General features: G+C 38.8%; 21 protein-coding genes. 8 read left to right on the forward strand and 13 right to left on the reverse strand.

Annotated elements, in window-relative coordinates; genetic code table 11:
- Positions 1-2: 2 nt before the first annotated feature.
- Entirely contained in the window at positions 3-353 is a 351-nt protein-coding gene (locus ACRWSG_RS22490) for a hypothetical protein (protein ID WP_462167602.1), read from the reverse strand.
- An 807-nt stretch (positions 354-1,160) separates the two neighbouring features.
- Here ACRWSG_RS22490 and ACRWSG_RS22495 point away from each other — a divergent pair.
- A complete protein-coding gene (locus tag ACRWSG_RS22495; protein ID WP_462167603.1) occupies positions 1,161-1,988 on the forward strand; it encodes a hypothetical protein in 828 nt (275 codons plus the stop codon).
- Here ACRWSG_RS22495 and ACRWSG_RS22500 read toward each other — a convergent pair.
- On the reverse strand, positions 1,971-2,921 hold the full coding sequence (locus tag ACRWSG_RS22500; RefSeq protein WP_063528617.1) for an IS30 family transposase: 951 nt from the start codon (positions 2,919-2,921) through the stop codon (positions 1,971-1,973). The two genes, ACRWSG_RS22495 and ACRWSG_RS22500, sit on opposite strands and share 18 nt — an antisense overlap.
- On the opposite strand from ACRWSG_RS22500, the gene ACRWSG_RS22505 reads away from it, so the two are divergent.
- Positions 2,920-3,420 (forward strand): hypothetical protein, encoded by a 501-nt coding sequence (locus ACRWSG_RS22505; protein ID WP_462167604.1) that lies wholly within the window; start codon positions 2,920-2,922, stop codon positions 3,418-3,420. The two genes, ACRWSG_RS22500 and ACRWSG_RS22505, sit on opposite strands and share 2 nt — an antisense overlap.
- A 57-nt stretch (positions 3,421-3,477) precedes the next feature.
- Here ACRWSG_RS22505 and ACRWSG_RS22510 read toward each other — a convergent pair whose 3' ends face one another.
- Entirely contained in the window at positions 3,478-4,353 is an 876-nt protein-coding gene (locus ACRWSG_RS22510; protein ID WP_462167605.1) for a hypothetical protein, read from the reverse strand.
- Between the two features lie 992 nt (positions 4,354-5,345).
- Between ACRWSG_RS22510 and ACRWSG_RS22515 the strand changes: the two genes are divergently transcribed.
- Positions 5,346-5,750: a hypothetical protein gene (locus ACRWSG_RS22515; RefSeq protein ID WP_462167606.1), complete on the forward strand. Its 405-nt coding sequence runs from the start codon at positions 5,346-5,348 to the stop codon at positions 5,748-5,750.
- Between the two features lie 193 nt (positions 5,751-5,943).
- On the opposite strand, the gene ACRWSG_RS22520 is transcribed toward ACRWSG_RS22515, so the two are convergent.
- Together ACRWSG_RS22520 and ACRWSG_RS22525 are read right to left on the reverse strand one after the other, a co-directional pair.
- Complete coding sequence (locus tag ACRWSG_RS22520) at positions 5,944-6,627, reverse strand: tyrosine-type recombinase/integrase (protein ID WP_462167607.1); 684 nt, start codon at positions 6,625-6,627, stop codon at positions 5,944-5,946.
- Positions 6,628-6,764: 137 nt separating this feature from the next.
- Positions 6,765-7,148 (reverse strand): Arm DNA-binding domain-containing protein, encoded by a 384-nt coding sequence (locus ACRWSG_RS22525; protein ID WP_462167608.1) that lies wholly within the window; start codon positions 7,146-7,148, stop codon positions 6,765-6,767.
- A 431-nt stretch (positions 7,149-7,579) separates the two neighbouring features.
- On the opposite strand from ACRWSG_RS22525, the gene ACRWSG_RS22530 reads away from it, so the two are divergent.
- The 3 genes from ACRWSG_RS22530 to ACRWSG_RS22540 all read left to right on the forward strand — a co-directional run bounded on the left by ACRWSG_RS22530 (position 7,580) and on the right by ACRWSG_RS22540 (position 11,448).
- A complete protein-coding gene (locus tag ACRWSG_RS22530; protein WP_462167609.1) occupies positions 7,580-8,929 on the forward strand; it encodes a DUF4365 domain-containing protein in 1,350 nt (449 codons plus the stop codon).
- Positions 8,877-9,827: a tetratricopeptide repeat protein gene (locus tag ACRWSG_RS22535; RefSeq protein WP_462167610.1), complete on the forward strand. Its 951-nt coding sequence runs from the start codon at positions 8,877-8,879 to the stop codon at positions 9,825-9,827. The genes ACRWSG_RS22530 and ACRWSG_RS22535 overlap by 53 nt, the downstream gene beginning before the upstream one ends.
- 433 nt (positions 9,828-10,260) lie before the next feature.
- A complete protein-coding gene (locus ACRWSG_RS22540) occupies positions 10,261-11,448 on the forward strand; it encodes a hypothetical protein (RefSeq protein WP_462167611.1) in 1,188 nt (395 codons plus the stop codon).
- A 142-nt stretch (positions 11,449-11,590) separates the two neighbouring features.
- Here the strand turns inward: ACRWSG_RS22540 and ACRWSG_RS22545 are convergent, their stop codons facing one another.
- The 3 genes from ACRWSG_RS22545 to ACRWSG_RS22555 all read right to left on the reverse strand — a co-directional run bounded on the left by ACRWSG_RS22545 (position 11,591) and on the right by ACRWSG_RS22555 (position 12,691).
- Positions 11,591-11,938: a hypothetical protein gene (locus ACRWSG_RS22545; protein WP_462167612.1), complete on the reverse strand. Its 348-nt coding sequence runs from the start codon at positions 11,936-11,938 to the stop codon at positions 11,591-11,593.
- Between the two features lie 105 nt (positions 11,939-12,043).
- Entirely contained in the window at positions 12,044-12,472 is a 429-nt protein-coding gene (locus tag ACRWSG_RS22550) for a hypothetical protein (RefSeq protein ID WP_462167613.1), read from the reverse strand.
- Between the two features lie 18 nt (positions 12,473-12,490).
- Positions 12,491-12,691 (reverse strand): hypothetical protein, encoded by a 201-nt coding sequence (locus ACRWSG_RS22555; protein WP_462167614.1) that lies wholly within the window; start codon positions 12,689-12,691, stop codon positions 12,491-12,493.
- Between the two features lie 439 nt (positions 12,692-13,130).
- Here ACRWSG_RS22555 and ACRWSG_RS22560 point away from each other — a divergent pair, with 439 nt between their 5' ends.
- Entirely contained in the window at positions 13,131-13,436 is a 306-nt protein-coding gene (locus ACRWSG_RS22560; RefSeq protein ID WP_309167713.1) for a type II toxin-antitoxin system RelE/ParE family toxin, read from the forward strand.
- Positions 13,437-13,504: 68 nt separating this feature from the next.
- Positions 13,505-13,804 (forward strand): HigA family addiction module antitoxin, encoded by a 300-nt coding sequence (locus tag ACRWSG_RS22565; RefSeq protein ID WP_462167615.1) that lies wholly within the window; start codon positions 13,505-13,507, stop codon positions 13,802-13,804.
- Between the two features lie 307 nt (positions 13,805-14,111).
- Here ACRWSG_RS22565 and ACRWSG_RS22570 read toward each other — a convergent pair whose 3' ends face one another.
- Genes ACRWSG_RS22570 through ACRWSG_RS22590 form a run of 5 tightly spaced genes read right to left on the reverse strand, consistent with a single transcriptional unit; the run spans position 14,112 to position 19,972 of the window.
- Entirely contained in the window at positions 14,112-15,206 is a 1,095-nt protein-coding gene (locus tag ACRWSG_RS22570) for a hypothetical protein (protein ID WP_462167616.1), read from the reverse strand.
- Entirely contained in the window at positions 15,206-16,189 is a 984-nt protein-coding gene (locus tag ACRWSG_RS22575) for an AAA family ATPase (protein ID WP_462167617.1), read from the reverse strand. Before ACRWSG_RS22575 ends, ACRWSG_RS22570 begins: the two co-directional genes overlap by 1 nt.
- Positions 16,161-16,970: an ATP-binding protein gene (locus tag ACRWSG_RS22580; RefSeq protein ID WP_462167618.1), complete on the reverse strand. Its 810-nt coding sequence runs from the start codon at positions 16,968-16,970 to the stop codon at positions 16,161-16,163. Before ACRWSG_RS22580 ends, ACRWSG_RS22575 begins: the two co-directional genes overlap by 29 nt.
- Positions 16,970-18,373: a restriction endonuclease subunit S gene (locus tag ACRWSG_RS22585; RefSeq protein WP_462167619.1), complete on the reverse strand. Its 1,404-nt coding sequence runs from the start codon at positions 18,371-18,373 to the stop codon at positions 16,970-16,972. Before ACRWSG_RS22585 ends, ACRWSG_RS22580 begins: the two co-directional genes overlap by 1 nt.
- Positions 18,374-19,972: a class I SAM-dependent DNA methyltransferase gene (locus ACRWSG_RS22590; RefSeq protein ID WP_462167620.1), complete on the reverse strand. Its 1,599-nt coding sequence runs from the start codon at positions 19,970-19,972 to the stop codon at positions 18,374-18,376.
- Between the last annotated feature and the right edge of the window lie 11 nt (positions 19,973-19,983).

Genomic DNA, 19,983 nt, shown 5'->3' on the forward strand with positions numbered 1-19,983 from the left:
AGTCACTGCTGTTGCCGTGCCTTACGTTCGCGAGCGCGCTTAATTAGTATAATTCTTCCAGCCATCTCTAGATCTTTCTCTCGAATTGCCTGCTGGACGCGCCTCTTGTCAATTGGTCCGTCAATCCTGCTGCGGGTAATTTGATAGAAGCGATCAGACTCCTTCTTGCACCAGTCTGCGATGATCGGGGTAAGAGAACTAACGTCAGAAACACCATCATCCAAATCAATAGCTGCCTTGTACATGCAGACCATAATATCTTCATTGGCTTTTTTGGCCTGCAAATCTTCCGCAGATGCATAACTCGACACTATAGCTGCAAGCATCAGTGGGGCAGTGTATTTCAAAAACATATATTATCCTTAAGTTGATTCAGGGTTCTGGATTGAAGCCTAGACATAATAACTCCCACAAGGTGTTAGCCTCCGCTTTTCGTGGGTTAGCTTAATTCAAAGCCAGAGCCATAATTAGTTTGTCAAATAACTAAACAGCAGAGGCTAACATGAATAAACATAGCATACTTTTTATCGGTCTTGATACATTCTGATGTCAAAACCACACAGATTTACACCCATGTTTTACAACAAGGAGCAAACGGTGTTGTAAGCCCATTAAGCAAAATTTTTAGCTAATATTATGAGGCGAAAAAATGCGTTAGCAGAACATTCGCTTTGTAGAATAGAGCCAATAGCATTAAACGACTTGGACCATCTCTTGATTGCTGAAAACAATCATTGAAGAATTTACCCTAACTTGTTTCGGGACAAAAATGAGTTAACGTATTTGAGCGGTAGCGCCCGCATAGCGGGCAAAACACGTAGGTTACAATACCAAGCGAAGCGTAGTAGCCTAAGAGGTTTTGGTCCCTAGCGAGCGCAGCGAGTGGTTAATGTGTTTGTTAGCGACCTCCCGCGACCTCAAAAACATTTTTACCACAAGAAATTATTAAATCTATTACTCTGCTTCATGTCTGAGCTTATTCTTCATTGCTCGATAGCGTGATCTAGCGTTTTTATTCATTTTAGTTGGACTAATCGATAATGTTTCTAAAGATAATAAGCATATCAAATAAGTAAATTGGATTCTTGTTATAAAGTCATTGAAAAAAAGGGAATTTCATTAATCTAAACCTCCTTATAAAATCGATTCAGGAATAATTAATGAAGTACATGATTTCCCTTTTGACTGTAGCAACTATTTTTTTAACTGGTTGTAATACTACCCCCACACCTCCTAAGCCCGCGACACTGAATGAAGTAAATATGACTTTATTTAAACCTTACGAATATAAGAGTTCATTTCCTGCTGAAAGAAATAGTAGTGCACTTGTATTTCAAAGAAAAGATGCCATAACCGCTCTTTCAGATAACTCAGCCTACTACATTGACTTAATGGGCAAATTAAAATTCGAAAAGGTGGTTAAAAAATACACTGAAGAATTGCTGAAATCATATGAGCCGAGTCAAACACTTCCGCTGAGCTTCAAAAATAATGAGGCCTTTGACGCTTTTTTCGCTTTTTTGAAAGACCAATTCTACAGCGAGAGTTACTTTAATGGAGAAAAGTTATGGTCACCTGGAAATGGACCTAGAATGGTTAGTTTTGATATAAAATCTAATAATGTAAAAATAGAGCGAACTTCAATCAGTGATACCAGCGAAATTTTTTCGATAACGAAAGAAATCCCTGCTACCTATTTTATATACTCAATGACATCTTCTAATAGCAAAAACATGATAACTGTTGGTAGCATAAAATTTGATTTAATAATGAATATAACAAATAAGAATAACAATAGAGGAAAATTTTCTGTAACTATTGATAAGCTTATTATTGATCATCCGAATGTAGATGGAGATGAGTTCATGGCTATTAAATTTAATCAAGATAAATTTTTTAAAGACTTATCAAATAAAAAAATGAATCTAAAAGAGGCGCGAATTCAACCCCGAAGTGCACCACTCGCTAAATTAGGCCGCATTGCGTAATTCGTTAAACACAACGACAGGCTGTTTGTAACCTAGGCACTTTCTAGGTCTGGCGTTTAGCGCACGTTCTATATCGGCCACCTGCTTATCCGTTACCGTTCTTAAATCCGTGCCTTTGCGTATGTACTGGCGCAGTAAACCGTTGAAGTTTTCATTCAATCCGCGCTCCCATGAGGAATACGGATTCGCAAAATAAATATCAGTGTTGAGCTTATCTGCAACTAGCTCGTGGTCACAGAACTCGCTGCCATTATCAGCGGTTATCGTATGCACATGACGGCGATATCGCCACAGCATGCCTATCATGGCTCTGCTTACGTCTGCCGCGCTCTTTGCTGGCACTTTACGTATTAAATAAAGCTTGCTTTGGCGTTCAACTAGGCTGACTATGGCACCCGTTCCATGCTTACCCAGTACGGTATCAGCTTCCCAGTCACCGAACCGTCTTTTCTTGTCAACAATCGCTGGGCGGTGCTCAATGCCCACTCGGTTCGGGATAATGACACGCTTCGCACGACGACCTTTGCGATATCGTCGATGGCCTTGTCGTAAGTGCCTAAACAACTTGCCGCCACTCAATTTATCCCGTTGCACATAACCGTAAATCCATGCATGACTCACTGAAAGCCCAATAATCCGGCCCACGCCTGCAATTTGCTCGGGACTCCACTTTTGTTTTAATCCGAACTCAACAAAGGTGATGGTCAGCTTAGATAGACACGACTTTGCGGCTTGAACGCGCCTTTTGAGTGTCTTTGCCTGGGCGACTTCGGGTAGATAGTGATTTTCCCGGATCCTATTTCGTCTGATTTCTCGGCTAATGGTGCTATGACTGACTTTCAGGCGTTTGCCTATCTCACGATAACTAAAGCCCTCGCGTAAGTAGGCTTCTATCTGGTATCTTTGTCCTGCGATCAACTGCTTGTAACTCATGGTAAATGCTTCTGTTTGTTTGGCGACGATAGAGTACCACCAACAGGCAGTTGATCTCTTCTCACCGTTTAACCATGAGTGGTGCACTTATTATCTGAATTCGGGGGATGTAATAGAAACAACTCCATATTCTCAAGTCATTACTGCGGCTAAAAGAGAACTAGATAGTATCAGTTCCCCGATCAAACAGTCACGAGAATATCAACGTCTGGCGTTGGAAAGAAAGGAGTGGGAAAAGCAAAAAAGAATTGCTCAGCAAATTGCTCAGCAAAAAATTGATCAAAAAAGAAAAGCATTTCAAGCTAGAGTGCAAAGCTTTAGAGCTAATTTAGCTGAAGGTGATAGCTCTCACTGTGGCTTGGTTGTTGAAGTTAAGGAGAAAATTGTACGTATAGAGTCAATAGAAGGGCTTAAATACATAAAGATTAATCAGTTATACCCGAAAGGTTCAGCACCATGTGAATTCTACAATGGCGTATATCACTCTCCGTTTGGTTAAAATGTTTTTTGTTTTAAGTTGATGTGTTAATTTCGCGGCACCCTAAGGTGCCGTTTTTTATGTGTAAAATAAATAATTAATTCCATCAATAAACTTGGTTCTAATAATTATTTTTTCATTCAGTATCTCAGCTTCTGCCTCCGTCAGCAGTGGCAGCTTTGTTTTCTTGTCATATCGTGTTGGCATTTCATTGAGTAACAGCTTGTAGAAGCGTTGTGTGTCTTGCTGAATTTTTGTTGATGCTACGATGAGAAACACTTTGTCATACAACTTCTGCTCAGCAAATAGTGCGCTTTTAAATTTTAGAATACTTTGCTCATGCTGTTGTTTTCGCTTGAATGAGTGCTCTATTTCAATTGCAGCGACTTCGCTATTGTTCAGTAAAACTAGCGCATCAACGTTTTTTACATCATTTGATGGGAACAGGCGTTTAAACTCTAACTCCGTCAAATAGGCTTTCCAAAGCGGGTTGGGTGTACCTTCTGTATTACTATTCTGAATACCAAGCGCGAGCACTAAACTTAAAATGCTGTCATGCATAATTGAGTTTTGATTCACCTGGTGTATTGGCTCTGATGTTGAGCGAAAAGGGAATTCGATTTGTGTTAACTCACGTGCATATTGTGCGCCTGCGTATGTTAATACATAGACGCGACCATCTGCTGCGCGAATTGTTTTAGCTGTTTGAAGTAATCCCATACCAACGAGTTTGTTTAAAAACTCTAATGTCTTCGCTCTGTTCGTTTGCCATACCTCTGCACACACAATCGCTGATACAAATCCAAACCGCATAGTATGTTTTATTGTCCACTCTAGTTTTACCTGGCCTTGTTGTCGTCGGTTTTTATATTTTTTGTAATGCATATCGATGTCAAAGTAGGGCAGATATACATTACTGTTGGTAATACCAGAAGTATCTTTATCTATCGTCATTTTTATCTCCATCGTGATTTGTTTACTTGGAGATATGAAGGTTTGGATGATACGAATTTTGTTCAAATAGCGATGAACTATCGGTTTTTCATTAGGAGAAGTATTCGCTTCAGTACACCCAATGAAAATACTAATAGATAAACTAAATAAGACGTTTCACTTCATTAATCTCAAAGGTTTCACTTTGCGATTAAACGCTTACAACCCTCGCCAGCTCTTATGTTGACATTCGTCAACGAGCTGGCTCTACGAAGCGTTCGCTTCTAGGGTTGACGCTTAGCGCATGTCCGGCTTGCGCCGCACTAACCCCCCTTTAGCCATGCCAGGCTGCGCATCGATAAATCTTGTTGCTTGTAAAGCTGGCAATCGTTCGTGTCCTCACTTTTAGGTTTACTGTTTCATTGCTTCGCTATTACACTGTAAATTTTTGCTCCACAAAAACAAAAGCGGGGTTAGTCCGCCACAGTCGGACATGCGCTGCTGCGCTCGAAAATTGGCTTCGCAATTATTCTTACTACGCGATTTATTGAGTTGTTTCACAACTGCTTTTATTGCAGTCAAAGCGGTTGCTTTGATGCGAGATGACGCTTCGCTTTGTAATTAACAGAAGAGCACTTTCTGCATAATCTACTTTTATTAATCTTTGATAATGCGTGTACGATTATCTCGTTGACAAAAAATAGATACAAAATCTCGAATTGTAGCGGGACGAGTATCTTTGCTTTTATTAATAAACAAGCTCTACAAAGAGCCAAGGAGAACGAATTATGAGATAGGTAAGATGGTTTGCCTGCACAGCAATAGCTGTGGTTGAGCCGTAAACAGGCTAGTGTTTAGCGCTGCACGAGAAACAAAGCCATAGATAAAAGCAGTCAACACTTTTTATCTTTGAAAACTTTTTAGTCGATAAACGTTTTTATAAAAATATGTTTGCAAATGAGTTTTAAATTCTTAAAGTCAAATAGCGCCAAAACGAAAATTAAGGTGCAATTATGACAGACTTACTAAGTTTAAAACTATTCGGCCATTGTTCTGTAGAGCCATTTATAGAAGAAGATATAGACACACAAATAACCCCAATTGATGTATGTGATGACATACTGACCAATCCTTTGACCCTCTCAGCGCAGATAGATGTGGCTGCAGCAACTGCTTGCGTGCTTTCAGATGAAAGTGATATTTCAGACCCCCTCATAGAGCCTGTATCGCTAATTGATATTAATGACAACTTAGCTTTGTCAGATTCAATATCGAGTACCGATGAGTGTCATGTAGCCCACTCAGACCATAGCTTTATGTTATCGGATGAAGGCGGGATCATAACGTTTGATGACGACCATGGTGCGACGGACTGGGGATTTGATGATGCAGGTATCAGTGATAATACAGATTTTTAGATCAAGCAAAGCTTTGTTTATATAAGCAAAGAATAAAATATTTATTTCCTAGTAGTTAGTCCTACCAAAGCCCACATTAGTGGGCTTTTATAGTTTTCAAACCTAATTGATCTCAGAAGCAAAGCACATAAAATTAGTATAAAACAATCCAATTATGTACATTGAACTTCTAAACCCTGTTTAAATATATCTACTACGCAGTAAAGCTATAAGTGATACCTTCAAAAGCTCCTTCTATCGCACTTCTTACCTGATCCATATTTGTATGGGCATAAATAAGAGTGTGTTTTAGCGATGTGTGACAAAGTGCTTTTGAAACAACGCTTATGTCAGCACCAGATTGTATCTGCCAAGTCGCAAAAGTACGTCTCAAGTCATGTGGTCTAGGTCGAATATTAGGATTTTCATGATACAGTCCTGCAAGGGTGATCGCTTCTTTCCAAATTTTATCGCCGCCTGTTATATAGCCATATTTGGATTTGTTACGAGCAGGAAAAACAAAATGTGCAGAGCCTCCCCTTGATTTTCTTGCTCTTAAGATCTCAAGCACCGCTTTGTGTAATGGGATTTCATATTGCTGACGAGTTTTTGTCAGTGTTGCTGGAATTAACCAAATTGCTGACGAGAGGTTTAGGTCTGCCCATTGCATTGATTTTACATTTGAAAGCCTAGCACCAGTAAATAGAGCTATTCGGTATATATCAGCGACATCTTGGTCAGAGACTTTACTTAATGCATTCAACAACCTTCCAGCCTCCTCATAACTAAGGTAGCGATTACGAGCAATGCTCTGCATTTTCTTCATGCGTTCAAAGGGGTTAACTGATATACCAAGTTGCTCTTCATAATCTATCACGTAGTTAAAAGCAGCTTTCAAAACACTAATAACTTTGTTATGAGCACTGTAACCTTTCGGCTCAATTTCTTTAAGAAATGAGCGGGCAAATTTTTTCGATATTTCAACTACAAAACAATCACCTATTTGTTTTTTAACGTGAGTGTTATATGCGACTTCTAATGCATGAGTACGTTTGCTATTGTCTTACGGTAATCAAGCTCATTAGCCTTATAGAGTTCAAAGACATTATTTATAGTAATGTACTTGCTAGGCGTATATTGTTCTGCTATTTCAAATTCTCTATCGCTATGCCTTAATTCTCGCAGTGTTTTATCAGCTAACACTTTTGCCATAGGTACTGTGATTTGACCAACTTCACCTATTTTACGTTTAATATCTTTACCATTGCATTTCGCTCTAAAAAAGTAACTCTTTTTGCCGGATGGTCTTACTTGTAACTTTAAATGCTTATGATGTTTATCAGCGTAGATTTGAATGTATTTTTTAACTTGTAAGTTGCTAATAAATTGGTCTGTAAATGATCTTATTAATTCAGCCATGTTTCACCTTTGTTCCACTTAATTCAATTTTAATAAGGTGGAACAACGTGGCTCAAAGCCGTTAAAATACGGACTTTAGAAAGCCCTGACTTAGCTTAAGTGTTTGAAAAGTTAGGTTTTATAGTCTGGGAGGGGCCACCATTTTTAAAAGCTTCCCAAGTAAACACCTACTAACAGAAATTACCCTGTGCTACTTTTGAGTATAGCAAAGTAACTATAATAGTTCACTCAGAACTAGTCATAACCTCTTAACTTACTAGGTGCTCACTGAAGGGGCAATCATGAACACCGCGGAGATACACTAAGGGAGTAGGGTGTATCTGGTAACCTCAACGTTGTTCTTATCGCTTAACGTCAATAGGTTGACTTGTATTATTTACTGTTTACATAATAGTTAAATATTGTTGCTCAACAGATGAATTGGAAATTAAATGAAAAACTTACCAATGGAAGGGAACAGCCAAGCGACTGGTCGTTTGGCTGGAAGGGCTCTAGGCAACAAGTTACCTACTTCATGGATTGAAAAAGAACTCGATGGAGATTCTGACTTTGGTATAGATTATCTTATTCAGCTGAAATCTGAGGAGTGCTTAGTTTCATTTAGTTTTTACCTACAGTTGAAAGGTACTACTTCACCTAGATACAGCTCAGATAAGACATTCATTTCTTATGATTTCAAAGTAAAAACACTCCAGTACTATCACCAACAAGAGCCTCTTGTTATGGTTGCTGTGGTTGACTTACAAGGCAATGAAAATGAGCTGTGGAAATGTCCAATTTATTATTGCTGGCTTGATGAAGATTGGTTCGAAGAAAATAAAAATAAGCTACAAACTCAGCAAACAATCTCTCTAAATATCCCCATTAATCAATTACTAGATCAGTCACTGAATGTATTTGACTTTTATTCCAAGAGATTAGACGAGAAGTTTGCTGTAGAAAAGCTGAAAAAAGGTATACAACAACAAAATAGAGAAGTGATAGATGGGATTGAAATAATCTCTACTGCGGTAAATCAGAAACCAAAACTGCTCGAAAGTTTAGCGGAGCAAAGTGATGCTCCTTGGCTATCAAACCCTGAAGGCACAATAGCTTGTGAGCTAAAACGTTGTTCAGAGTACATTCAATCAAATAATCTAGAGGCAGCCAATAAAGTTCTTACAAACCTCTTTATTAAAGAAGAGCAGTTTACCCAAAATGAGTATGCTGAGTATCACTATCAAAAGGCTAACATCCTATCATTAAATGGCCTTTTAAATGAGGCAGAAAGCGAATACCTTTTGGCATTTGATAAAGAGAAAAAAGAGCGCTATCAGTTAGGTTATCTTGAGTGTAATTTTCGTAAAGACCCGCTCCCGCCCCAAGCTGAGTTTGAGAAAATAATTGAAGAATTAGATGAGAGCAGCTACCAAAAGTGTTTAATTAAAGCGAAGTGTTTAGCAATCTTAGATAGCCCCGAAGAAGCAATTAAAATACTTGAAAACAACTACCCAGAAAAAGTTGTTGGTCAAATGATTATTGCTAGTATCTCGGGAATGACTGATAAGTTAGATATGTTGATTAGTGAGCATTCTAACTCTAGCTCATTTAGTGATAAGGAAGCATATATTTTTAATTCTCTTGCTGCTAGGTGTTACTTCTTTAGAGCTACAGGTAACGAGGTGGTAGGGGAAATATTGCCTATGCAAGGGAAGCGGTCTTATGACCTTGTGTCAATGGAACGCTCATTTGAGTTCTCCAAAAGCCTGGGATTTAGCAAAAACTTTGGGGTATCCGTATGAAATAAGTTTACTGCTAGATATAAGTATATTAATTTATGGGTATTTTGATGCCCTCCCTATTTTAAAAGAGGAAATTAAATCCATTCTGTCTTCTCGTCCTGAGAACCAAGAAATTATCCGTCAATTTACCAAGATCCTTTTCAATACTGGTGATTATGACTCTACTATCGAGTTACTAAAGAGGCTGGAATATCTAAGTTCTGAGGACAGCGGAATGTTGATGCTCTCATATTATAATTTAGGTAAAAAGCCAGAAGCTTTAGAAATCGTAAAAGATTCAGAAAGTAAGTTAATGGAAAGTAATAACCCTACATTGATTTTTTGTGTAGCTATGGAAATTGCTAATGAGCTATTTGAAACTGAATTGGCTGAAAAATACCATAATATAGTGAAAAAAGCTAAAGATGGAGAGTCCTATCTTGCAATACATAATTTTATAGTATCTTGTAATTCAGACCCCAAACGCAAAAATGAATATTGTGATGAGCTATATGAAACTTACTCTGAGTTGGGGGGACCAATATCTATAGCTGAACAGCTATTTGGACATCTAAATTCTTACATCAAAAGCTCAGCTGAAAGAGTTATAGAGCTAGGTGAGAACCTCTTTAAAAAAAGAGAGCTTACAAAAAATGACTACCTTCATTTGGCACAAGCTTTTTTGACAACTCAACAATGGGAAAAGGCTGAAGAAATTGCTAGGAAAAATATTCAAAAGGGAATCAGTGTTGCGCAGTGTAAGCTCATTCTTTCTGCATCATTGAACCATCAAGGTCAAGTTGGAGAAGCCTATAAGACATTAAAAGATGCTTTAGAAGAGCCTGGAGTCTCACGAGATACTCAGAATCTCCTACATAAATCTATGTCTGTCTTTAGGTTTACTTGGGGATGTCGTTGAAGTTCTACGTGAGCTTTATAGCAACAGTATAAAGAGAAGTGAGAAGGTTCATTTCCTTAAGCTTCTCATCAATATTTATTCTGGAAATGAAAATTACTCAACTCATTTAGAGCGAGCAATAGGTAAATACGGAGAGTTAGTTGATCAAAATGACTGTGAAGAAGAAGGTCAGTTTCTATCTTGGTTTCTAAGAGTACCAATTGATGGGGGGGCCAATGATAGAGTTAAAGATTTTCAAAAGCGTCTTACGAAATATACAGAAAGCTTTCCTAATTCAAAGGTTCTGAAGAAAGGCGTAGTCAACCCTGATGATGGACCAAATTCAATTATAAAATCAATTAATGAAATTGTAGGGATAACTGGCGAGCAATTAGAGCAATGGGAAAAAAATAAACGGGCGATTAGAAATGGTTCATTGCCGGTACCTTTTAGCATGCGGCATGACTTCTTAAGTAATACAGGTAGTATTTTTACCTCTTGGAGTTACTCACTAAATTATCCTGATGAATTCATTGAGTTTAGAATCAAGCAAGCACCACAAGCTAAGGCCGAGAGTTTTGCTGAAGCATGTAACTCTGACGAAATAATTTTCATTTTAGAAGAGACTTCTTTATTAATACTTGCTGAGCTAGAGGTACTTGATCTATTTCTCGAGAATATTTCAGGATTCAGCTTACTAAGAACAGTGTTTAATAATATTAATCAAGCTGCTTATGCTTACGGAGAAATAAACAACTTACTGGCAAAGCGAATTCAGCTAGTGATTCAAAAACATCTAGATAAACTAATCTTGCTAGATGCTAGTGTTAAAGCAACAGATTCAATAGCTCTCTATACGGAAGTAATGTTATCTCACCGTTCACTGCTTATCACTGACGATTTATACCTATCACACTATATTAAATTAAATTGCGAAACTGCAAAATTTGCTAACACCTTTAATGTTATCGAACATATTTTCGCAGTAAAGCTCATTAATAATAGTGATAAATACGATTTAGTAGCAAAGGCTTGCGATATGGGCTTATATGAGCCAAACATGCGAATGGACCTACTTATAGATCTCTTTATTCACTATTTAGATGCTGATAATGTAACTGACTATACTCAAACCAAATTTAAATCTATCTTTGATAAATTATTTGAGGTCAATAGGAATCAAAAGAGCTGTCGAGATCTGTTTTTTAAGATGCTTAATCAAGTAGAGTTGAGGAAAAGTATTAATGTAGATGTGTTATACAGTCTTTTTAAGGGGTTTTTAATTAGACACCCTATTAAAACTGAAATGGGTTTGATCTCTGTTTGGTTTATATATAAATGCTTTAGTACCGCAGCTGATTTTAAGTCAGTGATATGTAGAAGTGAGCAACACTTTGAGTACTGGCTAGAATATGAAGCATTAGCGATAAGAGTTAATGGGCAGTTAAACACATTTAAAGAGTTAATAATTCCGGTAATTCAAGAGCTTTTTGTGCTGGAGGAAGAAGTCAGAGAAAGAGCATTCATAGCAATTATGAATTGCTTCGTTCCAATGACTCAGGAAGCGGAATTATTCACAAGTTTATTTAAGCAGGCCTCTTCTAATGATAGCTTAATGCACTTAAACCATTATAGTTCTTGATAAAGATAGGTAGATTGGGTTGGAGTGATTTGTATTTGAATAGTTAACGATAGCTTACGAAATTGCTAAAGCAAGGCTTATACTAATTATGCTTTTAGGTCTATCAGTCAATTAGAGACCGTAACTAACTTTGTGTAATTGCCTACCTCAAATAAACTTCAGTAATTTCAGCCCTGAAGTGACCTAGCTCTTGCGATACAGTTTCGAGAGCATTTGCTCTACTTAAACCTAAGCTTTTTAGCTCAGTCATTCTCTCTTGCGCATAGCTATGCCTGATGTTATGACCGCCATTAGAAAAAAAGAGTGTGCGACAAGATGCTTTTGAGAATGAGCATGACCATTTATGACCACCACCAATATCATAACGTTGCAAATAGTTAATTTCCCTATCACGAACCGTTATAGGCTGCGCTAAGCGCCTTGGTTCTAATTGAGTAGCTAGTGCGTCAGGTATTAGTACATCACGAATTAGGCCACCTTTGCCTTTCACTGTATAAATATAACCTTCTCGACCAAGCCATTTACTGTTTAACGCAGGGCGGCTATCAGCTTTACGCTCTGATACTCTGGCAATCGTTAAAAGCTCATGGGCTCTTTATCCTGCTGCGTAGGCTATTTGTGTAGATAAATTATATTTTTTAGTTTGATGTTCACTAATTGCATGGGCTTGGGCTGGAGTGTAAGCGCGAGACTTTTCGATTATCTCTTTTTCAGATTTTATTACAGTCAGCGTTTCTTTAGGGCCAAGTTTGCTGTTGAGTTTAAACATAGCTTGGATTGCTTGCCGTTCCATATCCAGTGTTTTTTGGCCTACAAACTCACTGCGGTAATCAAGGTATTTATAAGCATCTTGAGTGCTCATCCCTTGCACACCATTGATGCCAATATCCTTTGACCACCGAGCTATTTTTATAAGTGCAGTTTTATAACTTCGAGCAGTACCTAAAGATTTAATAATTTTGTGCTTAAATAAGTTTTTAGCTAGCTTTTCCGCTTGCGCTTCTGGTTTTGCGAACTTAGGCATTCTTTTGTACCCAACGTTTTACAGTTGTCCAATGTACTCCATTCCTTTACGCAAGAGCCATCTTTGAAGATTGGCTATACTCGTATCTTCTTCATAAAGAGCCAAAAGTCGTTGTTTATGTTTATCTAGCTTGGATGGCTTAAATCGTTTTTTACTGATCAATTTTTTCTCGTTTTTTAGGCGCAACGCTTTTGCTTTAGCATTAGCATTAAAGGTCATAGTTATTCTCCGGTGTGGTTGTAAGAAAAACTGGCTGATTAAGCTCAGCGGCTAACGCCTATTCGCCCCTGTTTTACGCATGCGTAAGGCTCGGACTGATCGCGCCTAAAAATCAAAAGACTTGGTTTTATAATGAAGCTGAAAGCTTCTGAAGTGGGGGTATGGGCGAAGCCCAGAAAAGAGGAGGCAATTGCTCATGATGCCTCATTTTGAAATAGTAACAAGGCCACATAATTACTAAAGAATATCTTTGTTGACAAGTGTAACGTTACGCGTTACTATTAAGTTAATCAGTGACTACATCCTCTATAGTGAAGGCTAAAAGCATAAAGTAATTCAATAGTTAGGCATTAGTTTGTTGATAAAACAATATGAGAAAACAATAAGGCAAAATTATGACTAATTATATAAATTATACGCAATGCGAAGGAGGTGTAGCATGGCAATCAAAAGTTTTAAACATAAAGGGCTTAAGAGGTTCTTTTATGATGACAACCCAAGTGGAATCCAAAGCGATCACTTAAAAAAAGTCGGATATATACTAGATGCAATAGACTCTTCCCATCACCCTAAAGATTTGAAAGCTCTTTATAATAGTAAGTTTTCAGAGAAAAAGGGTTCAGGTGAAGGTGTTTTCAGTATTGAGGTTAATGGTAATTGGCGCATCACGTTTCAAATAAAAGATGATGGTGCCGTATTACTAGATTATCGTGATTATCATGGTAAAAACATCAAAGCAGGCTAGTTTTATCCATAAAAAGGCTGTTGATTATTTTAACAGCCTCCCTAAATAAGGGAAATTTGGAGATTAAAATGAGACAAACTAGAAAACCATCACATCCTGGTGAGTTTTTCAAGTTCACCATATTGGATGAAAGAGGCATATCTATTACTAAAGCCGCCGAGTATCTTGGCATATCGAGAAAAGCGTTGAGCGAGTTTGTAAATGGTAAAGCAAAATGCTCACATGCTATGGCTAGAAGGCTTTCAGAAGCTACAGGTACAGGAGTATCTATCTGGATCAATATGCAGGCAAAATTAGATACTTGGGAGGCTGAAAATATGGAACTTCCTGATGTCGTGACAGCTATTCCTTCATTAAAATATGCTTAACAATAAAGTTAAAAGCCAGCTAAATAGCTGGTTTTTTGTTTTTAACTCTTATTGAAATTATAGTATCGAACGGGCAAACGTTTCCTTAATAAAAAACAAGTAAGCAGCAGGCATTTCTAGAGCATCAGCTTGTGCTCTCATTATTTTAAAACCTGGAACATGCATCCGTTTTCATTATTTGCTATTCTGAATTTGAATGTCGTTTTACATTTAAATTATCGGCAATAACAGTGTTTTATATTTTTTATTCATTTTTAATGGTAACCATAACGTTACCAACTTTGAGCTTTCTGAGGTGTATTTTTAATTATGGTGGGTTTAATATGTAATCACCGCCATCAGTCGCTTGTTGTTGTATGAATTCCCACTTAGCGGCAAAGGGAGCTAAGTCAATCAGGTTCAGCTCTGAAAATAACTTATGATACCAGTATGCCCACTCCTTCCTTTTTAGGGTATTGGGAGATAAGGGTCGAGCTTTTCCGGCTATCTTCCTTCTCACGTCTGCTAGGCTATTTGGATTAAGCTCATCTTCTATTATAGCTTCTAAAGAGCGAAACTGTCCTTCAACTCGATTGCGGATTTCATAGACTTCATCCCACGTATTTAGTTTATCTAAGATAGTGCCGTCTGGAGCGTTCCATTTAACTTTTATAATAGGCTCAGGATCATGGAGTTGCTCGAATCCAATATTAATATAGTCCTTTGCTTCTTCATTGAATGGGTAAAATGCTAAACGGGCTTTCTTATCTTCGTCTCTAAATAGGTCCTTTGCCTTTTTTGCATCTTGGTTACATACGTCACATAGTGGAATCAAATTATCTGGATGAACAGCAAATATAGGGTACTTTGATTTGCATAGTTGATGGTCGTAGTCTGCTCGCCACTGGTCTTTATCTGGAGTGTTGGCTCTGAAAGGGGCGAGCTTCTCCATTCCACAAGCTTTGCATATATTTCCATTTACAGTTTGAGCTCTATATGCGTTAAAGTGAGCCTTTATGTCTACACCACCAGCAGCGGTGATGATAGGGGCTAAATCTTTGGTTGAGCAATATAAATGTGTACACAATAGCTTTAAAGCTTCTCTGCAATGCTCATTCATGAAATTGAGCAAATCTCGTTGTGGAGTGCCAAAGAACACCTGGAGGTTTTGATTGCTTTGCATTGTATTAAGTAACTGTTGCTTTGTTCTTAAGCCAGCAGCGTTTATTGAGTCCCATAAGCCCTTAAATTTATCCCTCGTGGGCTTATTATCCCAACAAGCTTGTCCAACCGCTTCCTGGGTAAACAGTACTCTACTGAAAGTGTCGCTATTAACAATTTGTTCAAAGAAGTATAGAAGCTCTTCATTAAGCAATCTAAATACTTCAAAGCTTGGTGTATTGGGGGCTAAACGAAACAGCATTATTGACTCAATTTCCTTATCAAGTAGGCTTTTTCAGCAGACAAGCCTAGGTTGTCTTCAATCCACTCTTTTGCGTGGGCATCACCTTTTTTTAACTGCTCTCTAATTTCATCTATGACGCTTTGCGATATTAATGAGCGAAGCTCGAAAAAACCTTTAATTAACACATCAAATGAGGCGCCATAGGTCTCTTTTTGAACTGGCTGAAAATTTATCTCTTCTTTGCCTTTGCGGCTAAACAAGAACACATTGCTGCGTTTAAGTGAGGACACCATGAATGGGGAGTGAGTTGATACGAATACCTGTGAATTTGTTTCTTTACCTTCGCCCATTAATGCGTTTGTTAAATAAGTATGAAACATTGTTCGCCAAGCTGGGTTTAAATGTGTTTCTGGCTCATCAAGAAGGAATAACGTATTTTCATTGCTGTACAGTTTTATAATGGCCAATATTTGCAATAGTTGGGACTCGCCATCAGATAGTTCTTCATAGGACACTTCATTGAGTTCACCTCCACACAACATCAAACGTTTAGACATAAGAGGAAGTCTTACTTTGAGGGGTTTCTTAACTGTACCAATGAAGCCATTTTCCTCTAGGAGTTTTCTGCCATGTGTATTAACGTTTTTCATGCCAAGTTGTTGCGCTTTGTATAAGCGTTCAAATAACCTAAATCGGTCATAGGTACCAAACGTTGATAGCTCGTTTTCAAAAGCCAAGCGTTTTAGGTCAAGGCTAATAATGCCTTTTAAAGAATCTAACTCGTAATATTCATATTCTTCAGTAGTCGTTTTTATGCCCGTGTATTCGATGGCTCCGCCAGTTGACTCAGCTATTCTGATAAATGACCGAACATCATCAACGATTTCATCGGTAACGTGAGACAGAGTAAAATCAAACTCTAGCTGTAGCAATGTAGGAGTCGTGTAAGTAAGGCTCGTTAAATTTTCTTTTTCAGAATCTGCGCTTCTTAAAAAGGGCATTAAACCGAAAATCACTTAAGGCAACGGCAAATTGAGCACTGTCGTAGTCTAGGTAAATAAAATTAGATAGATGGGTCGTCGTTTCGGGTAGCTCTTGCTCATCTTCTAGATACTCTGCGGTATTGTAGGTAAACAAGTAAGGATGGTTTCGTTTGTATTTTTTCAGTAGTTCTTTTTTATTGTTTAGATAAGTGTTAAACGAAAGCTCTGTATTATTAAGGCTTTTCTCGTAATCAATATCCAACTTTCGTTTTTCTTTGTGATATCGAGCACGAGCCCTTAATGCTTTGAATAGTTGGTTTGCATTTTTTAAAAACGGCCTTTGTAGGTTTTCATTTAAGCCTGAGGAGTAACCTACAACATAGGGCAGTGTTAATTGTTCTATATCTATTTTGTCCGTTTGTCCCTGCTGCTCGACCTCAATTTTGGGTTTACTGTTAGCATTGACTGTGACGGTAAATATAGGGTCCGTAAAGCCCCCCTCAACTCGAAACTTTTGACCAAATATAGTAGTTTTGTCAAATGGTGATTGATTAACATAACCTTTCATGCTGTAAATTAAGGTGAAATCAAAAGCAAGATGACCCTTATTTTTGAAGTCATCTCGCTGTAACCTTTCTAAGTATGCAAAGCATTCAGCGATCAACTCTAGTAACTGAGATTTCCCCGAACCGTTTAACCCAATAAAAGCAATCACATTATCTGTGGTACTTTCAAAGTTAAAGAGGCGATTTTTTAGGCCTTTATATTGTCCATCTAATCTCAGTGAAAGTAAGCGCATTACACTTTTTTCCTTGTGTGTGTTTTCTTATTAGGTTTTAACTTTTCTCGCTCGGCTTTGCGTTCTTTCTGGAGCAAGGCTAGTAAGGCTTCTGCTGAATTTTCACCGCTGATGAGGTCGGGGTTTTGCTCACGCCATTTGGCGGAGAGTTCACCGCGGAAGGCTTTGGCTAGGATTGACTGAGTGAGTTTATTTACGCGCTGTTGGGCGGCGTTCACCTCAGCTTCGACTTTGTCCGCGTAGGCGAAGAGCTTTTCGACGCGACGGACGATTTCGGCTTGTTCTTCTAATGATGGAATCGGAATCTTTGCTTGTCTACATTGTGACAATGATATATTCACTTGCCCAACAATACCTTTAGTATCATGAACCACATCTCGAACTAGCGCTCCCTCACACAATACAAAATAAAGATATTTATTTAAGAGTTGTTCTGGATTAACTCTAAATAAAGTTATCGCTTGGTTAAGATTCCACTCAGGATACTGGCCTGTAAGTATTGCTACTTTTCCAAGAGGAGGACCGACAATATTCATCAGAACATCTCCTGGGAGACCTATGGAACGTTTCAATTTTTCTTGATGAACTTCTGTTGTGATAAATTGCGGTTTATAATCAAAATCTATGGCTTGATTGACAATATTGTATACCTTAAGGAAAGGTATCGTACCACCCTGATCAAATGGATTATTTCTTGGTGTTGAGCCACTTTGAACTTTCAGACAAACTTTATCAGCACTTTCAATTAACCACTTACCTGTTACTTTATTTAATGCTCTCCACTCTTCTGTCAATTTACCGCTAACTGCGGCGGCGAGGACGGATTGGCGGAAGCGTTTTAGGGTGTCGGGGACGGCGTCTAGGCGTGCTTTAATGCTGTCGACTTTCGCTAGTAACTTATCCAGTTTGTCCGCAATAACCTTCTGCTCGGCGAGAGGGGGGAGTGGTATATCCAATCCCTTTAACTTTGTTCCATTAACATTTGGCTGACCAATTCCCGAGCTAAACTCGGTTATCTGTTGCCAATACTGCGCAGAATTGAAAAAATGCGACAAATTCGATGTCAATTCACTATGAGCTGTTCTCACTCTAATAAGGTACGAGGCATATACAGACTCGGGTGGCTCCTCTTTTAGAAGGAAGCTTTTACCTACTGTAGCACCAGTTCTTGCAAATAATAAATCTCCTTTTTCAAGCTTATACTTCGCTTTTTTGTCTTCATCTATCTGACAAAAAGGAACATCTTGCCAATTTACCTGATTATTCTGAATATCTGTAATACGGAGCATCTGAGGACCGACATTTTCAGAAGTCGAAGACGCTGTGTAACCATAAGAGATATCAACGGCAAGGCTGTCTAACTTTGTGAGTAACCACTCCACTGGTAAGTTCATTTTATCCATTTAACTTTCACTCAACTCAGCCATTAACTCATCCAGCTCCACCAACGCACCGGTCAACCCCTCTTTGGCTTCTTTAGCCAATGCTTCTGGCGCTGGTAGGTCGGCGGCATCAATGCTGTCTTTGTCTTTTAGCCAACTGATATCGAGTGAGTCGTTTTTGGTATCACTAATCCACTGGCGGGTAAAGCAGCGCCAGCGGCTATGTGCGAGTTTATCGTCAACGCCTTTATTTTCTGCTGCGGCTTCTTTATCAACGGCGATTTCTTCTGCACCAAAGCTGTACTCGCCTTCAGTACGAGGGCTGGTGCCATTGGCATTTTCACCATACACCGTTTCAAATGGTGTTAAGTGGTTATCACCAAATGGTGTACGTTTGCCGAAGCTCGGCATATTGGTGCGCAGGTCATACACCCAGACGTTTTCGGTGCAGTTTTCTTCTTGGTATTTGTCGGTGGCTGAGCCTTTGGTAAAAAAGAGCACGTTGGTTTTTACGCCTTGAGCATAAAAGATACCTGTAGGTAAGCGTAAAATCGTATGTAAGTTACACTTGTTCATCAGGTCGCGGCGCACATCAGTGCCGACACCCGCTTCAAATAACACGTTATCAGGTAACACAACTGCAGCGCGGTCACCTGGCTTTAGGTTACGGTAAATGTGCTGTAAGAATGCCAGTTGTTTATTGCCTGTTTTGTAGGTGAGGTCGTCACGAGTGTTGCTGGCTTCGCCGCCTTTACTAGTACCAAATGGTGGGTTGGCTAAAATGATGTCTGCCTGTGCTAAAGCTTTACCTGCATCACCAAGTGCATTGCCTAAATGCACCACGCCTTCATCGTCGCCTTCCATACCGTGGAGTAAACAGTTCATCAGTGATAAGCGGCGGGTGTTTGGCACCAGTTCAACACCAACAAAGGCTTTGTTTTTTTGAAACTCAGCCTCTTTAGGGCTTAAATCAAAGTAGTCATCGGTTTGCTCGCGCATGTATTGATCAGCAGCCACCAAAAAGCCTGCGGTGCCTGCTGCTGGGTCTTGTATTATTTCGCCTGTTTTTGGCTTAATACAGCGCACCATTGAGTTTATGAGCGCACGCGGCGTAAAGTACTGTCCTGCGCCTGATTTAGTCTCGCTGGCGTTTTTTTCTAATAAGCCTTCATATAAGTCACCTAGGCCGTCTTTTTGCGCGCTAAACCAATCAATTTGATCTAGGGTTTTAATCATTTGCTCCAAATGGCGTGGCTCACGCAGGCGGGTTTGTGCATCGGCATAAATAGCGCTGATCAATGGGTCTTCATGTACTTGGACCTCTTTAGTTTGGCCTGGGTTTTCTGGGTCTGCTTCAAGGCGTTTACCCGTTGAAAGCGCAAACAAAATAGCTTTGTAATCATTTAGTAAGTTAATACCTGATTTTTCGTTAATGTCTTGCCAGCGGCAGCCCTCTGGCAGCGGGTGTTTTTTTAACACGCCTGCTTCGGTGTTTTCGTGCACCATTTTAATAAAAAGAAGCAGTACCAGTTCAGTGACATAGTCGCTGTAGTTTATGCCGTCGTCACGTAGTACGTCACATAGGTTCCAAAGTTTTTGTACGATGTCGTTATTAGTCATAATTTTCTCAA

The organism is Pseudoalteromonas sp. GB43, assembly GCF_054923805.1.

Bases quoted from the DNA above. Each gene is read 5' to 3' on its own strand.
- ACRWSG_RS22490 (WP_462167602.1), bottom strand. From the start codon at position 353: ATGTTTTTGAAATACACTGCCCCACTGATGCTTGCAGCTATAGTGTCG.
- ACRWSG_RS22495 (WP_462167603.1), top strand. From the start codon at position 1,161: ATGAAGTACATGATTTCCCTTTTGACTGTAGCAACTATTTTTTTAACT.
- ACRWSG_RS22505 (WP_462167604.1), top strand. From the start codon at position 2,920: ATGGTAAATGCTTCTGTTTGTTTGGCGACGATAGAGTACCACCAACAG.
- ACRWSG_RS22500 (WP_063528617.1), bottom strand. From the start codon at position 2,921: ATGAGTTACAAGCAGTTGATCGCAGGACAAAGATACCAGATAGAAGCC.
- ACRWSG_RS22510 (WP_462167605.1), bottom strand. From the start codon at position 4,353: ATGACGATAGATAAAGATACTTCTGGTATTACCAACAGTAATGTATAT.
- ACRWSG_RS22515 (WP_462167606.1), top strand. From the start codon at position 5,346: ATGACAGACTTACTAAGTTTAAAACTATTCGGCCATTGTTCTGTAGAG.
- ACRWSG_RS22525 (WP_462167608.1), bottom strand. From the start codon at position 7,148: ATGGCTGAATTAATAAGATCATTTACAGACCAATTTATTAGCAACTTA.
- ACRWSG_RS22530 (WP_462167609.1), top strand. From the start codon at position 7,580: ATGAAAAACTTACCAATGGAAGGGAACAGCCAAGCGACTGGTCGTTTG.
- ACRWSG_RS22540 (WP_462167611.1), top strand. From the start codon at position 10,261: ATGCGGCATGACTTCTTAAGTAATACAGGTAGTATTTTTACCTCTTGG.
- ACRWSG_RS22550 (WP_462167613.1), bottom strand. From the start codon at position 12,472: ATGCCTAAGTTCGCAAAACCAGAAGCGCAAGCGGAAAAGCTAGCTAAA.
- ACRWSG_RS22555 (WP_462167614.1), bottom strand. From the start codon at position 12,691: ATGACCTTTAATGCTAATGCTAAAGCAAAAGCGTTGCGCCTAAAAAAC.
- ACRWSG_RS22560 (WP_309167713.1), top strand. From the start codon at position 13,131: ATGGCAATCAAAAGTTTTAAACATAAAGGGCTTAAGAGGTTCTTTTAT.
- ACRWSG_RS22565 (WP_462167615.1), top strand. From the start codon at position 13,505: ATGAGACAAACTAGAAAACCATCACATCCTGGTGAGTTTTTCAAGTTC.
- ACRWSG_RS22570 (WP_462167616.1), bottom strand. From the start codon at position 15,206: ATGCTGTTTCGTTTAGCCCCCAATACACCAAGCTTTGAAGTATTTAGA.
- ACRWSG_RS22575 (WP_462167617.1), bottom strand. From the start codon at position 16,189: ATGCCCTTTTTAAGAAGCGCAGATTCTGAAAAAGAAAATTTAACGAGC.
- ACRWSG_RS22580 (WP_462167618.1), bottom strand. From the start codon at position 16,970: ATGCGCTTACTTTCACTGAGATTAGATGGACAATATAAAGGCCTAAAA.
- ACRWSG_RS22585 (WP_462167619.1), bottom strand. From the start codon at position 18,373: ATGGATAAAATGAACTTACCAGTGGAGTGGTTACTCACAAAGTTAGAC.
- ACRWSG_RS22590 (WP_462167620.1), bottom strand. From the start codon at position 19,972: ATGACTAATAACGACATCGTACAAAAACTTTGGAACCTATGTGACGTA.